At 31.5% G+C, this 15,655-nt stretch carries 10 protein-coding genes; 7 read left to right on the top strand and 3 right to left on the bottom strand.

What is annotated here, in order from left to right; all coding sequences use genetic code 11:
* Positions 1-74 precede the first annotated feature (74 nt).
* The 5 genes from G6N05_RS09640 to G6N05_RS09620 all read left to right on the top strand — a co-directional run bounded on the left by G6N05_RS09640 (position 75) and on the right by G6N05_RS09620 (position 6,854).
* Positions 75-779 carry an ABC transporter ATP-binding protein gene (locus G6N05_RS09640; protein ID WP_317167480.1) on the top strand — a complete coding sequence of 235 codons (705 nt, stop codon included), beginning with the start codon at positions 75-77 and terminating at the stop codon, positions 777-779.
* Positions 780-867: 88 nt separating this feature from the next.
* Positions 868-2,682: a cytochrome-c peroxidase gene (locus G6N05_RS09635; protein WP_166127734.1), complete on the top strand. Its 1,815-nt coding sequence runs from the start codon at positions 868-870 to the stop codon at positions 2,680-2,682.
* A gap of 108 nt (positions 2,683-2,790) precedes the next feature.
* Complete coding sequence (locus tag G6N05_RS09630; RefSeq protein WP_166127729.1) at positions 2,791-4,986, top strand: alkaline phosphatase PhoX; 2,196 nt, start codon at positions 2,791-2,793, stop codon at positions 4,984-4,986.
* A gap of 58 nt (positions 4,987-5,044) precedes the next feature.
* Positions 5,045-5,947 (top strand): leucine-rich repeat domain-containing protein, encoded by a 903-nt coding sequence (locus G6N05_RS09625; RefSeq protein ID WP_166127726.1) that lies wholly within the window; start codon positions 5,045-5,047, stop codon positions 5,945-5,947.
* Between the two features lie 136 nt (positions 5,948-6,083).
* Positions 6,084-6,854 (top strand): alpha/beta fold hydrolase, encoded by a 771-nt coding sequence (locus G6N05_RS09620; RefSeq protein WP_166127723.1) that lies wholly within the window; start codon positions 6,084-6,086, stop codon positions 6,852-6,854.
* 31 nt (positions 6,855-6,885) lie between these two features.
* Here G6N05_RS09620 and G6N05_RS09615 read toward each other — a convergent pair whose 3' ends face one another.
* Positions 6,886-7,194, bottom strand: coding sequence for a hypothetical protein (locus G6N05_RS09615; RefSeq protein ID WP_166127720.1), 309 nt, complete (start codon positions 7,192-7,194; stop codon positions 6,886-6,888).
* Between the two features lie 12 nt (positions 7,195-7,206).
* The gene (gene dapF / locus G6N05_RS09610) at positions 7,207-7,986 is read right to left on the bottom strand and encodes a diaminopimelate epimerase (RefSeq protein ID WP_166127717.1); all 780 of its coding nucleotides are present in this window, start codon (positions 7,984-7,986) and stop codon (positions 7,207-7,209) included.
* A gap of 244 nt (positions 7,987-8,230) precedes the next feature.
* Between dapF and G6N05_RS09605 the strand changes: the two genes are divergently transcribed.
* Positions 8,231-9,619: a S1C family serine protease gene (locus G6N05_RS09605; RefSeq protein WP_166127705.1), complete on the top strand. Its 1,389-nt coding sequence runs from the start codon at positions 8,231-8,233 to the stop codon at positions 9,617-9,619.
* A gap of 61 nt (positions 9,620-9,680) precedes the next feature.
* On the opposite strand, the gene G6N05_RS09600 is transcribed toward G6N05_RS09605, so the two are convergent.
* Complete coding sequence (locus tag G6N05_RS09600) at positions 9,681-10,055, bottom strand: acyloxyacyl hydrolase (RefSeq protein WP_166127701.1); 375 nt, start codon at positions 10,053-10,055, stop codon at positions 9,681-9,683.
* 573 nt (positions 10,056-10,628) lie between these two features.
* Between G6N05_RS09600 and G6N05_RS09595 the strand changes: the two genes are divergently transcribed.
* Positions 10,629-15,590 carry a reprolysin-like metallopeptidase gene (locus tag G6N05_RS09595; protein WP_166127698.1) on the top strand — a complete coding sequence of 1,654 codons (4,962 nt, stop codon included), beginning with the start codon at positions 10,629-10,631 and terminating at the stop codon, positions 15,588-15,590.
* The last annotated feature ends 65 nt before the right edge of the window (positions 15,591-15,655 follow it).

Genomic DNA, 15,655 nt, shown 5'->3' with positions numbered 1-15,655 from the left:
TAAAAATATAACTGTAACAAAATCTACTTTTTTACTACTTATTAGAAACATTTAACTGAAAACTGTTTACTATAATGAGTACACCAATGATTGACATTAAAGCCATTACACGTGATTTCCAATTAGGAAGTGAAACGGTAAACGTATTAAAAGGAATCGATTTACTAATTAACAAAGGTGAATACGTGGCGCTAATGGGGCCATCTGGTTCTGGGAAGTCGACTTTAATGAACATTTTAGGTTGTTTGGATACGCCAACTTCTGGAAGTTATATCTTAAATGGAAAGCAAGTTAGCGAAATGCATGATGACGAATTAGCGGAAATCAGAAACAAAGAAATCGGTTTCGTTTTTCAAACGTTTAACTTAATGCCGCGAACTACAGCATTAGACAATGTAGCCTTACCAATGGTTTACGCAGGTTTTTCTAAAGACGAAAGAAACAAACGTGCTACAGAAGTATTAACACAAGTAGGATTAGCAGATAGAATGGATCACAAACCCAATCAACTTTCTGGAGGACAACGTCAACGTGTAGCGGTTGGTAGAGCTTTGGTTAACAAGCCTTCAATCATTTTAGCCGATGAGCCAACTGGAAACTTAGACAGTAAAACTTCCGTAGAAATCATGAAGTTATTTGGTGAAATTCATGCCAATGGAAACACTGTAATTTTAGTTACTCACGAAGAAGATATTGCCGCTCACGCGCACAGAATTATACGTTTACGTGACGGAATTATTGAAAACGATTTTCAAAACAAAGAGATTGTTTCGTATTAATTACTTGACAATTGTAACTATTTCTTAATGGTTAAATAACACTCAAATCTTTATTCAGATGTAATATTGCGTTAAATATTACATCCAAATGAAATCGAAAAGCATCAAATTAATTAGCTGCGTATTTAGTATCCTGATATTTCTTAGTTTTAAATCGAAACTACAAGGAACATCATCAGAATTTGAATCTAATTTAGCGTTAGAATTAAAAAATGAAATTGATGGTTTAGAATTAAATTCGAAAGCTTTTCGAGAAAATAAAATCTCTATTGATTCACTTCAAAAAGTCTATTTAGATTGTAGAAAAGCGTATAAAAAAGTAGAATTTCAATTGGCTTTCCAATTTCCTGAATACGTTTCTTCCAAAATTAATGGCGCGCCTTTATTACATATCGAAAAAGAGAACTCACGACCAATTTTGGCAAATCCAGAAGGTTTACAAGTTTTAGACGAACTTATTTTTTCAGAAGAAAGTGCCGAAAATAAAAATGAAATCGCCAATTTAGCGATTAGATTAAACAATAATTACAAAACTATTTATAATAAAGTTAGCGTTGCACCTTTAAATTCTGCTGATGCGATTTTGGCAATACGAATTCAACTTATTAGAATTTTTACTCTTGGGATTACTGGTTTTGACACACCGGGTTCTGTTAATGCGATTGACGATTCGTGTAATTCTTTAATCGGAATTAAAAATTATCTTGAGAATAATTCTAATATAATACCAGAAAAAAACAGGAATTCCATTCTAAATAAAATTGAAAATACAATTGTTTTTTTAAAGCAATCCAACTTTGAAAACTTAGACCGATTAGCTCTAGTAAAAAATCATTTAGATCCAATTTATGCCGAATTATTACCTTTTCAAAAAAATCAAACGCTAAAAGTTATTACGTCTTGGAATCCAAATAGCACTTCTTTATTTGATAGTGAATTTTTAAATCCGTACCAATTCACAAACTTAAAAAAAGAAGAAGATTCAGATGAATTGAGAAGTTTAGGAAAATCATTATTTTTCGATTCGATGTTAAGTCATGATAATAAAATGAATTGCGCCACTTGTCATCAGCCTGAAAAAGGTTTTGCAGACGGAACACCAAAATCAATTAGCAATAAAAACGGAATTACAGTTTTCAGAAACTCACCTACTCTTCTTAACAGTGCTTATGCAGATAGATATTTTTATGATTTAAGAGCATATACTTTAGAACAACAAGTAGAACACGTAATTTTTAACAATCTAGAATTCAATACTTCGTATGCTGAAATTCTTAACAAATTGAATTCAAATAAAACATATTGTTCAAAATTCAAAAACATCTTTAAGAAAAAAACCATAACTCGCGAAGATTTCACAAAAGCTTTAGCTTCTTATGTATTATCCTTAAAATCATTTAATAGTTCATTCGATAAATATGTTAGAGGAGAAAGTTCTAAAATTGAGACTTCAGTTGCTAATGGTTTCAACTTATTTACAGGAAAAGCAAATTGTGCGACTTGTCATTTTTCGCCAACATTTAGTGGCTTAGTTCCGCCTTTATACATAGAAAATGAAAGTGAAATTTTAGGTGTTTTTTCTAATCCAACTTCAAAAGAATTAGATGAAGATGAAGGTCGATACAATAATGGCGTTTTATATGAAAAATCGTGGATTTATGAGAAATCATTTAAAACAGTTACGGTACGAAATGCGAATGAAACTGCTCCTTATTTTCACAATGGAACTTATGCAACTTTAGATGATGTTTTAGAATTTTACAATCAAGGCGGCGGCGAAGGAATGGGCATTTCAACAAGAAATCAGACTTTAGGAAGTGATAAATTAAACTTAACTACTGAAGAAAAAAACGATATCATTGCCTTTATCAAATCCTTATCAGACAACAAACATCCTAGATAACCTTTCCTTAAAATAGGTAACTTTTTCATAAACATATTATAACTTTAAACGATGTATTTCCTTACATAACGGTGTTAGTTTTGCACAAACAATTTAAAACAACACAAAATGAAAAAAGGTTTACTTTTAAGTACGCTTTTAATTTCTCTATTTAGTTTTTCGAAAAATGAGAGCAAATTAAATTCTAAAAACCCTACTACAGTTCCACCAACTGTATTTATCGAAAAAGGTGCGTCATGGAAATTTTTAGACAATGGTTCTAACCAAGGAACAACTTGGAAAGACAATGCTTTTAACAACACTTCTTGGGTATCAAATGTAGCACCATTTGGTTATGGAGATCCATGTAAAACTACTGTTTCTTTTGGAGGAAATGCTGCAAGTAAGTTCACAACTACTTATTTCACAAAAGATATCACAATAGCAGATGTTACAGTTTTAACAACAGATTTAGAGTTTGGAATTAGAAGAGATGATGGTTTTGTACTTTATATTAATGGAGTAGAAGCTATCAGAAACAATATGCCTACAGGAACTATTGATTATACTACTTTCGCAAGTGCAACTATTAATGGTGCTGATGAAAAAAGATACCAAACTTTCTTCGTTCCAAAATCGCTATTTACAAATGGTGTAAACAGAATCTCGGTTGAAATGCACCAAAGAGATTTATCAAGTTCAGATTTAGGTTTCGATTTATTTTTAAAAGAAAAAGATCCAAGTTATGTTTGTGAAGATGGACATATTGCGTGTTTTACATCAATTAATCCAACAACACAAACGAATGTTTTAATTATGCCAACAGAACAACGTTTCCAAATGTTATTCAAAGAAGGAAGTGCATATGGAGATGGTTCTGGAGCAGTTCCAGGAACACATGATTTTACTGGATATATTCCTTCAGCTGGTTTAAACGCTAGTAAAACAGGACATTTATCTGTAAACCATGAAAATAATCCAGGCGGTGTTTCAATTCTTGATTTAAATTTAAATACTAATCCAACTAATCCATTATGGATTGCTAGTAACTCTAAAAAAGTAGATTTTTATAATACTAATTTAGTAACAACAATCAGAAACTGTTCAGGTGGTATTACACCTTGGAGAACAATTGTAACTGCTGAAGAAAACACAACAGCTGGTGATGCAAATGGAGATGGTTATCAAGATGTGGGTTGGTTAGTAGAAATTAATCCAAACACGGCAAGCGTAGTTGATTATGACAGTAATGGAGTGAAAGATAAATTATTTGCTTTAGGAAGAATGAATCATGAAAACATTGTTGTTAGTGATAACGGAACAGTAGCTTATTACGGAGAAGATGGTGGAACACACTGTGTATATAAATTTGTACCAACGGTTGCTAACAACTTATCAGCTGGAAACGTATATGTTTTAAAATTAGACACTGCTTTATCTGACGACGAGCCAACTACAGCTACGGCAACTTGGGTTCAAGTTCCAAATACAACACAAGCAGATAGAAATAACTTGGCATCAAACGCAGGTGCTTTGGGAGGAACAAACTTTAATGGTGTAGAAGATTGTGAAATTGGTCCTGACGGAATGGTGTATTTTGCTTCAAAAGGTAAAGATAGAGTTTACAGATTTAAAGATAATGGGACTACTATTTCAAATTTTGAAACTTTTGTAGGTGCGATGACGTATCCAATTCAAACTTCAACTGGAACCGTAAACGAGCCATGGTCTGATGGAAATGATAATTTAGCTTTTGATGACAAAGGAAATCTTTGGGTAGTTCAAGATGGTGGTAGAAATTATATTTGGGTAGTTAGACCAAATCACAGACAAAGTGCACCGCAAGTATTGCTTCATAGTTCTGCTCCAGCTGGATCTGAACCAACTGGATTAACATTTACACCGGATTTCAAATATGGTTTCTTTTCTGTTCAACATCCAAGTGGTTCAAATGTAGCACAAACAGATGCTTCTGGCGCAAGTGTACAATTTAACGCTTCAGCTGCATTAGTATTTTCACATGAAGATTATTTAGGTCCACAAGCTTTATCAAACGAATCATTTACAAATAATAACGGTGTGAAAATTTATCCAAATCCTACAAATGGAATTGTGACTTTAGATTTCAACGAAATTACTAGTTCTGAAGTTCAAATTAATGTGTATGATTTTGTGGGAAGAAAATTAATTGACAAAAAAGTAAGCACTTCTTTATCAAAAACTTTAGAAATTGATTTAACAAATTTCAACAATTCAAACGTTTACCTTTTTGAAATCATTTCAGAAAATCAAAAACAAACGATCAAAGTTGTAAAATCAAATTAATCAAAATTTCAATACTAAAGGTCGGATGAAAAACTCCGGCCTTTTTATATTTTATCCAATGACAAAATATTTACTTTTCATTTTACTATTTCCAATTTTAGTATTTTCTCAAAATATTAATCCGAAGAAAGATAAAATTTTTCAGGATTTAGTGACTTGTTCACAAACACCAAATGAAGTCAAAAATTTAAATTTAAGAGGTAATAATTTATTTGAAGTTCCAATTGAAATTCAGAAACTTAAAAATCTGAAGCATTTAAATTTGATGAAAAACAACATTGAATTTTGGTCGGAAACAAATACTAATTTTCAAAAATTGGAAGTACTATTATTCAATGAAAATGAATTGAAACAAATCCCAAATTCAATTGATTTATGTCAAAATCTTTTGAAAATCGATTTATCTGTTAATAAACTAAATGAATTACCAGATAATTTCACCAAACTTAAAAAATTAAAACACGTCACAATTTCTGTAAATAACATATCTATTTTACCCGAAGAATTTGGCAATTGCAAAAACATTGAGGTGATTGAAATGGATAATAATCAATTGAGTTTTTTACCTGCAACGATTTCGAAATTAAAAAAACTTTCTTTTTTAGATATTTCTTATAATCAATTTCATGAATTGGATGGCGAATGGCTTCATTTTCCTAAACTAAAACATCTGAATTTAGATTATAATAATCTGACTAATATTCCTTCAGAAATATATCATTTAAAAAAACTTGAAATTCTTCAAATCAATTTTAATAATTTGATTGAATTACCAGAATCGATTGTGAGTTTAGAAAACCTAAATACGCTTACCATTGCGCAAAATCAGATTTCGTTTTTACCGAAAGACATCGGCAAGCTAAAAAATTTGAAAACCTTAATTTTATCTGGAAATCCCATTTCAAAAGAAGAAGAAGAACGCATAAAAAAAGAATTACCGAATTGTGCGATTTATTTTTAATTTTTTTGGCTAAATTTGATTACTAAACTAATAATCAGAAGGCTTCAACATGAAAATAAAAATTTCTAAAAAAATGATTGTCTTCATACTGTTTTGTGGCTACTTAGTTTTTTGCCAGTCGTGCATGAAAATGCGAATGTCGTCTAAAAAAACGATTGAATATTTCTCGAAATCAAATTCAGCATTTAAAGATATCAATTATAAAATTTCTGAAATCCACCAAATCCACTATATAGAAACGGGCGATTCCACCAAACCTACACTTTTCTTTTTACACGGTTCACCAGGAAGTTGGGATGCGTATAAAACCTATTTATCGGATAGCGATTTACAAAAAAAATACCGCTTAATTGCCATTGACCGACCAGGTTTTGGCTACAGTAATTTTGGCGAAGCAGAAGATTTAAATACACAAGCCAACTTAATTTTACCTTTTATTCAATCAAAAAATAACAACCAACCGATTACATTAATTGGGCATTCTATGGGCGGACCAGTAGCTGTAAAACTCGCAACAAAAAAACCTGAGTTATTCAAAAATCTTGTCATTTTAGCAGGTGCTATCGATCCAAAAGCAGAAAATCCTGAAAATTGGCGACCTGTTTTAATGTCGAAACCTATCAAATATTTAATTCCGGGTGCTTTCCGAATTTCTAATGAAGAACTTTGGTGGTTAAAAGAAGATTTAAAAACCATGAAATCTGAATTACATAAAATCACTTCCAACGTAATTATTATTCATGGTACAGTAGATTCTTTAGTACCTTATTCGAATGTAGCTTTTATGGAAAAAGAATTTATAAATGCTAAGAAAATAGAAGTCCTTCCAATTGAAAAAGCGGATCACTTTATTCCTTGGTCGCATTATGAAATTATTAAAAAGAGTTTGTTGAGTTTGGAGGATTAACTGAGTTATAAATTTTGAAAGTGTTTATAATCTATTGATTTATTTTACGATTTATTATTTTTTGTATATTTTCAATTTCATCTTGAATTTTAATTTTTTGTAAATAAAAAACAATAATAAAAACAATAAATAATATTGGTGCACCAAAAATTACTGTTCCCCAATATCCTCTTTCTTCAACTAATCTAACAATTCTTGCTGCAGGAATAAATGGAACGATAAAATTAGATAGTGAAACAACAATAAATAATTTAAGAAAAGTGTTTTTATGTTTTATAAGTCCTACTTTCTTTTCTTCAAGTTGCTTTTTTAAATCTTCAATAATCTCTATATCATCCATAGCACTGAAACATTAAACGGCTAAACTTCCACCAAAAACCAATTCAGCTGGACCCGTTAAAAACACATTTTTATAGGTATTATTTTCCACATCAAAACTAATGGTAAGTTTTCCGCCTAACACATTAATATTGATTCGTTTTGCATTTGTTTTACATGTCGAATACATCGCAATTGCAACTCCTGTTGCGCCTGTTCCACAAGACAAGGTTTCATCTTCTACTCCACGTTCATAGGTTCGAACTGAAAAAGTGTCAGCATCAATTTGCTCTACGAAGTTAATATTACATCCGCTCGCATCGTACAAATCAGAATATCTTAATTTCGAGCCATTATTTTTGACATCAAAATGCTGTAAATCTTCTACCAATTGCACATGATGTGGTGAACCTGTGTATACAAATTCATGTGTTTCAAAATGTTTCACATCAGTAACATCAATCATTTGTAGTGCAATTAAATTGTTTTCAAATTTCGCATAATGATAGCCATCTGACGCTTCAAAATGTGCTTCGTTTTCAATCACGTCAAGTTGTTTCGCAAAAGCAACCAAACAACGACCTCCATTGCCACACATCGTACTTGTGCTACCATCAGAATTATAATACACCATAGTAAAATCGTACTTTTCGTGATTTTCTAATAAGATTAAACCATCGCCACCAATGCCAAAACGTCGGTCGCATAGAAATTCAATCAGTTTGGTATTATTTTTGGGAAAGGTATTATTACGATTATCAATCATAACAAAATCGTTTCCGGTTCCTTGGTATTTGAAAAAATTTATTTGCATAGTACAAAGATATTTATTTTTTTGCACAAAATTGCATTAGGGATTACAGCGGCATCCTTTTTTAAATGTTGCCTGAGGTTCTCGAAGGCAACATTTAAAAAAGATATAGCGGAAAGCCCGACCTGTAAGGAAATGCCCAAATGCTAAAAAGGTGTTAAACATTGTTAAGCGTGCGTTAAACGAAATTTTATATTTAAAAAACCTAGTTATATTTACATTATAAACAAATTAAAAAATGAACAAAATGAAAAATTTAGGAAGTCTATTTATTGTATCATTAATGAGTGGTGCCGTTACTTTGGGTGCCTATAAATTCATTGAAAACAGAAAAAGTGATTCGGATTCATTTATTACCACTTCGCCAAATTATAACAAAGCGGTAAATTACAAAGGTGCAGAAAGTGTTGATTTTACAACTGGTGCCGACAAAGCCATTCACAGCGTAGTGCACGTTAAAAATGTTTCTGTCCGAACCGTTTATGATCCGTTTGCGAGTTTTTTCTATGGCCAAAGTGGTTCGCAACAACAAGAGCAAATTGGAACTGGTTCTGGAGTAATTGTTTCAGAAGATGGTTATATCGTTACGAACAATCACGTAATTCAGGATGCGACAGAATTAGAAGTTACCTTAAATAATAATAAAGCCTACAAAGCCAAATTAATTGGAACGGATAGCAAAATGGATATTGCATTACTAAAAATTGATGCCGATGAAAAATTGCCGTTTATTGTTTTTGGAAATTCGGATGAAATTAAAGTTGGTGAATGGGTTTTAGCCGTTGGTAATCCGTACCAATTAAATTCTACCGTTACAGCGGGAATTATTTCGGCGAAAGCTAGAAATTTAGACAAAGCTAGTATTCAATCGTTTATACAAACAGATGCTGCAGTAAACCCTGGAAATAGTGGTGGTGCATTAGTAAATACCAATGGAGAATTGATTGGAATTAACACGATGATTTCTTCACCAACAGGAAGTTATGCAGGTTATTCTTTCGCAGTTCCTTCAAATATCACTAAAAAAATCATTGAAGATTTAATGAAATTCGGAAACGTACAACGTGGAATTTTAGGTGTTGAAGGTGGCGAATTAAATGCCGAAGCCGCTAAGAAATATGGCATCAAGCAAACAGAAGGATTTTATGTGAATAAAGTCAACAAGAATTCTGGTGCTGAAAAAGTTGGAATTGAAAAAGGAGACGTTATTGTAAAATTAGATGACACGAAAATTGCTTCATCAGCAGAAATGGCTACGGTTATCAATACGAAAAGACCAAATGATATTGTAAAAGTTTCACTTATTAGAGATGGGAAAAACATAGCATTAAATGTTCCATTAACTAAAAAAGAATTAATTGCGTACGAATTTAACGGTATTGAATTTGAAGATTTAGATGCCAACGACAAGAAACGATTCAATTTAAAAAATGGAATAAAAATCAAAGAAGTTACTAATGCTGATTATGCAGAATATGCAGAAGATTTAAAGGGTTCTATTGTAACTCAAGTAGATAATATGCGAGCAACTGATATGGAAAGTGTTTCGGCGTATTTAGCTAAAAAAGAAGCCACTGAAAAAACACGTTATCAAATTATCGCCAAAAACGGACAAATGTATCGTATCTTTTTATAGATTTCACTAAAAGAAAAACTAAGAAATTCGCAAAGCAGCTTATGTTTTGCGAATTTTTTTATTAATTGAATTCGTAATACGAACCAATTTTAAATCCTGAAGAATTTAATCCAAAATTTGGCATTTGTAAATTCGCATTTGAGGCGTGTCTGAACATAAATTTCGCATCAAAAGAAACATTTTTTACTTTGTAATTGTATCCAACTGAAATAACATCGCTAAAAGAAAATCCTTTTTTAAGTCGCTCTGTATCTGTATCGATATACATTGGTCCGGAATTTAAAGTGGTATATATTGAAGAATTCAAATTTAAATATCTTCGGTAAACCAGTCCAACATTTAATACATATTCATTAATTGATTTTGGCTTCATGAATCTAGCTCTAAGTTCGTCTCCATTCACAACAGTATGACTAATAAACCAATAATTTATCATTTGATGTTTCGAACGATAATAACTGGGTTCCACTAAAATTTCCCAACTGTGTTTTCTTTTTCTCGACCAATTAAAATGATTGGAAAACTTAACTATTTTATTTTCATAAAGATAATCTGACTCTTGTTTTATAAAAGTATTTTGTGATGCAAAACCCACAACAACCCCAGAACGTAACCAACGAAATTTCGGAATGGAATCTTGAGAATAAGCCTCAGCATTATAATAAAATAAAAATGACGAAATTTAATATTCTCATTAATCCTAACTTTTAAAGATATTTTTTGCTTTTAGTGAGATTTCAGACAAAAATATATTAAAAAAATCAATAATAGAATTTTTAAATAATTGAAAACCAATTTAGATTGAATATCTCGACTAATTACTAAACAAAATAAAGTTATTATTATCATAAAATTTTAAAAAAAAACCAAAAAAAATAAAATATATTATTTTAATGTAAAATCATGTTATTTTAAGAAAAAACACACAAGTTATCTAAATAAAATATTATACTTTTGCCTCGTATTTCCCAAAAATACAAAAAAAAAACAGCCCCCTAAACCTAAAACAATGAAAAACAATTACTTGCTCAAGCTATCTCTGCTTTTGCTAATATTAAATTTATCAAATGCACAAACAAATTGGAAAAAAGTAAATTACCACGATGTAAAAACAAAAATTGGTAATGGAACAAAAGAACAACTTCCCACTTCTTACAACTTATTCAATTTTAACTTCTCTGATTTAAAAAACCGCTTAAAAATTGCTCCTGAGGAAAATTTTGTTAATGCAAACAATACAAATGTTTCTATTTCTTTCCCTTTAGAAGATGGGCATTTTGAAGATTTTAATATTAGAAGGGTTTTTTATATGCACAAAGATTTGAGTGCACTTTATCCTGAAATTCAATCTTACGTTGGTATTAGCAAACAAAATCCATTGCACAAAATATACATCAGTTTATCAAAAGATAATTTTTATGGTGTAATTAATGGTGAAAAAACGATTTATTTAGATCCATATAAAAGAGGCGAATCTAATTATGTACTTGTTTACAACAGAAAAAACTTTAATAAAGCTACTGATGATGACTTTAATTGTAGCTATGTGAATGAGGAAAAAGATGAAAATGTAGTACAATTTGGAACACAGCAACTTCAAAAAAACACTATTGATGGTAAATATAGAACCTATGAAATTGCCATCGCTTGCACGTCAGATTATTCGGTTTATCATGGTAATACGGTAGCCGGTGTTTTAGCTGCAATGAACACTACAATTACAAGGGTAAACAGTGTGTTTGAAAGAGATATGGGATTAAGATTTCAAATCGTACCAAGTAATAATCGATTAATATATATTAACGGATTCAATACGGATGCTTCACCAGACCCTGATCCGTATGACAATTATAGTGGTACACAAATGTTATCCACAAATACAGGAAATATTTCTGGACTAATTACTGCTGCAGCTTATGATATTGGGCATGTTTTTAGTACTGGTGGTGGTGGAATTGCAGGAACTGGACCTTGTGGGACTAACAAAGGTTCTGGAGTAACAGGAATTGTAACACCAGAGTTTGATCCTTTTGATATAGATTATGTAGCGCACGAAATTGGCCATCAGTTTAGTGCGGGTCATACGTATTATAATCCTTGTTTTGGTTCTAAAGTAACTGACGATTATGAACCAGGAAGTGCTTCTACCATTTTAGGTTATGCTGGTATATGTGCGCCAAATGTTCAGGCGAATAGTGATGGATATTTTCACGCCAGAAGTATTGCACAAATGACAACCGCTGTAAATTCGCATACTTGCGAAACGGAAACAAGTTATACAAATGTAGAACCAACTGCAAATGCAGGTGCAGATTATACAATTCCAAAAAGCACACCTTTTATATTAAATGGGAAATTATCTTCTGACCCAACCGTCGGAGATATTTTGACTTATTGCTGGGAACAATATGACATTACAGACGGCGGAGTTCAGCCACCAGTATCAACAAATACAGCTGGACCAGTTTTCCGTTCTTTTTTCCCAACTACAAATTCAGCGAGAGTATTTCCAAATTTAGATGCAATTATTGCTAATCAAACTCCAACATGGGAAGTTTTACCTTCGGTTGGAAGAACTTTAAATTTTAGACTAACAGTTCGAGATAATAATACTCAAGTTGGTCAAACCAATAGCGATAACGTTATAATTACAGTTAATACTACAGGACCATTTGTAGTTAATTCTCCAAATTTAGGTTCAGAAGTTTGGTATGCTGGAGAAACTAAAACGGTTACTTGGGCTGTAAATTCAACCAATACCTTATCTGCTAATGTAAATATCAAATTATCTCTTGACGGAGGTTATACGTATCCAATTACATTACTTTCAAATACAGCAAATGATGGAACTCAAACTATAACGGTTCCAAATAACATAACTAAAAAAGCCAGAGTAAAAATTGAAGCGGCAACCAACATCTTTTTTGATATTTCAAATCAGAATTTTGAAATAAAACCTGGAACATTTGAATTTATAACAGCTGGTACAAATATTCCTCTTTGTAAACCAAATGTTGGTTCTTTTACTTTTGATTATGCAAAAGCACCCAATTTTGGGGAAGCTGTAACCTTTTCTATGGATAATTTACCAGTTGGATTAACAGCAAGTTTTTCACCAACTTCACTTTCTGTAAACGGACAAGTTACCGTTACTCTTTCTGGAGCCGCATCTGTTCCTGCAGGAAATTATCCTGTTACTTTAAAAGGAAATTCTACAAATGCTTCAGGAACAAGTCCTGTTTCATTAAATGTTTATGAAGACTTTATTGGACAACTTACTTTAAATTCTCCAGCAAATGGAGCAACTAATCTTGCTACATCTGTTTTATTGAAATGGAACACTTTAACTAGTGCAGAAGAGTATATCGTAGAAATTTCAGAATCTCCACTTTTTTCTTCAATAGCTGAAACTGTAACAACTTCAAAATTAGAATACCAAACTACTTCTTTGGTAGAAGGGAAAATTTACTTCTGGAGAGTTAGACCAAAAAATACTTGTTTATATGGTTCTTACTCGGAAATTTATTCGTTTCAAATTTCAAAAGATTTTTGTAATACTTACACTAATGAATATTTTCAAGGAGGTGACGATACTTGGGATATCAACTCAAATAATGCGGTAAGCGCTAGAATTGATGTTACCGATAATTTAATTATCAATAAAGTTAGCTTTTACATGAGAGCTACGCATCCGCTACTTACGGATATAAAAATGCAATTTAGAGCTCCAACTGGCGTATTTGCAGAAATATATAATAGAGATTGTTCTGGCGCCAATTTTAATGTAACTTTTGATGATGCAGGCATACCTTTAACATGTGGAAATGTTGACGGAAGTGTTGTTGCTGGTTTAGAAGGAATTCAACAACCGGGTCAGGCGTTTTCAAGATTTATTGGTTCAAATGCTCAAGGAACTTGGGTTTTATTAGCAACAGACCGAGTTTCAAACACTTCAGGTGGTATTTTCCATGAATTTAGTATCACCATTTGTGGAAAATTACAAGTAGTAAATAATATTGCTTTGGTTAATAATGCATTAACAATTAATCAAGGAGCAACTCAAAACATAACTGCTGCATTATTAAGCGCTACACAATCTGGTGCAACAACAGCACAATTACAATACATAGTAACTAAATTACCAACAAACGGTTATTTATTATTGAACGGTCAACGCTTGTATGTTGGAGATTCGTTTACACAAGCAAATATTAATAGTGCGCAACTTTCTTACAAACACAATGCGTTAAGTACAATTTCGGATAGTTTTGTTGCAACAATTAAAGGAAACAATTTAGCCTTACTTGGTGGACAAACTTTTACAATAAATGTAACACCACAAACTTGTGCGACTTCAACAACTTGGAATGGAACAGCATGGAGTAATGGAAGTCCAGATAAAAACAAGAATGTTATTTTTAATGGCAACTTTACTACTTCAGTAAATTTAGAAGCGTGTTCGATTCAAGTAAACGGAACTGCAGTTTTAACTATTGCTTCAGGAACTAATGTAACAGTAAACAAAACCGTTTCAATTAACACAACCGCGAATATTATTGTTCAAAATAATGCGAATTTAATTCAAGTTGAACATTTAAACAATACAGGAAATGCAACAGTAAATAGAAATAGTAGTCCAATAATTCGATTAGATTATACCCTTTGGTCATCGCCAGTTTCAAATCAAAATTTATTAGCTTTTTCACCACAGACGGTTGCAAATAGATTTTATGTTTACAATCCATTCACGGCAACGAATGGTGTATATGATCCGATAATTCCAAGTTCAAATAATTTCATACCTACAAAAGGATATTTAGTAAGAGCACCAAATAACTGGTCGAGTACCGTATATTCTCCATATGCTGGGAACTTTACAGGAACTTTTAATAACTCGTATTTCAAACCTGTTATCAAAAAAGGAATTTCTGGTTACAATGCCATTGGAAATCCTTATCCTTCTACTATTAGTGCTAATGATTTTATCTTAAAAAACACATTTAATAGAGGAACCGAAAATCAAACCATTGATGGAACCTTATACTTTTGGACACATACACAACAAGCGGTAGCTGGAACATATCCATTAAACAATTACGCAACTTACACTTTATTAGGAGGAACAGCTTCTGCAGCTGGTGGAGCATCACCAAACGGAACAATTCAAGTAGGTCAAGGATTTATTGTAAATGCAGTTGTTCCTAGTTATATTTCATTTTCTAACGAAATGCGATTGATAAACAATGGAAATCAATTTTTCAAAGCATTTAGTCCTTCTGAAGTTTCATTTAATTCAGAAGAAAAACACAGAATTTGGTTAAATCTTAAAAACGAAACTGGTCAATTTAGTCAAGCTTTAATAGGCTATATGAACGAAGCAACTAATAATTACGACTTCGGAATTGACGGACTTTCGTTTGGAAACCAAGGAAGTACTTTGTATTCTGTAATTGATTCAAATAAATATGCAGTTCAAGGTAAAATGCTTCCTTTTACAGATGAAGATGTTATTCCATTAGGATTATCAATTGTTGAACCAAGTACTTATAAAATTGAAATAGATAACATTGACGGATTATTTGCTGGAAATCAAAACATCTATTTAAAAGATAAAGTATTAAATGTTATTCACAATTTAAAAAACGGAGCATATTCTTTTGACTCTAACATTGAAATAATTGATAATCGATTTGAAATTGTCTTCAAAGATGTAACGCTATCAAATAGTTTAGAAGAAATTTCAAATTTTACCATCTATCAATCGGAAAATCTTGTACATATAAAATCAATTAATGATGAAATTCAACAAATTGAAGTTTATGATTTATTAGGAAGACGAGTATTTTACAAAACAAACATAAATGAAACTGAAAATAGTTTTTCATTACATAACATCAATAATCAAGTTTTAGCTGTAAAAATTACAACAAAAAACAAAGGCATTATAACAACAAAAATTATTACTAATTAATCTTATCCCTTATTCTTATCCTTATGGTAGCATTCCCCCTACTGAAAACAAAAAAAACAAAAGCA

The sequence above is a fragment of the Flavobacterium bernardetii genome, from assembly GCF_011305415.1.
In the GTDB taxonomy this organism is placed as follows: Bacteria; Bacteroidota; Bacteroidia; order Flavobacteriales; family Flavobacteriaceae; genus Flavobacterium; species Flavobacterium bernardetii.
The sequence above is the reverse complement of the archived record's forward strand: the minus strand, read 5'-3'. Positions and strand labels throughout refer to the sequence as shown.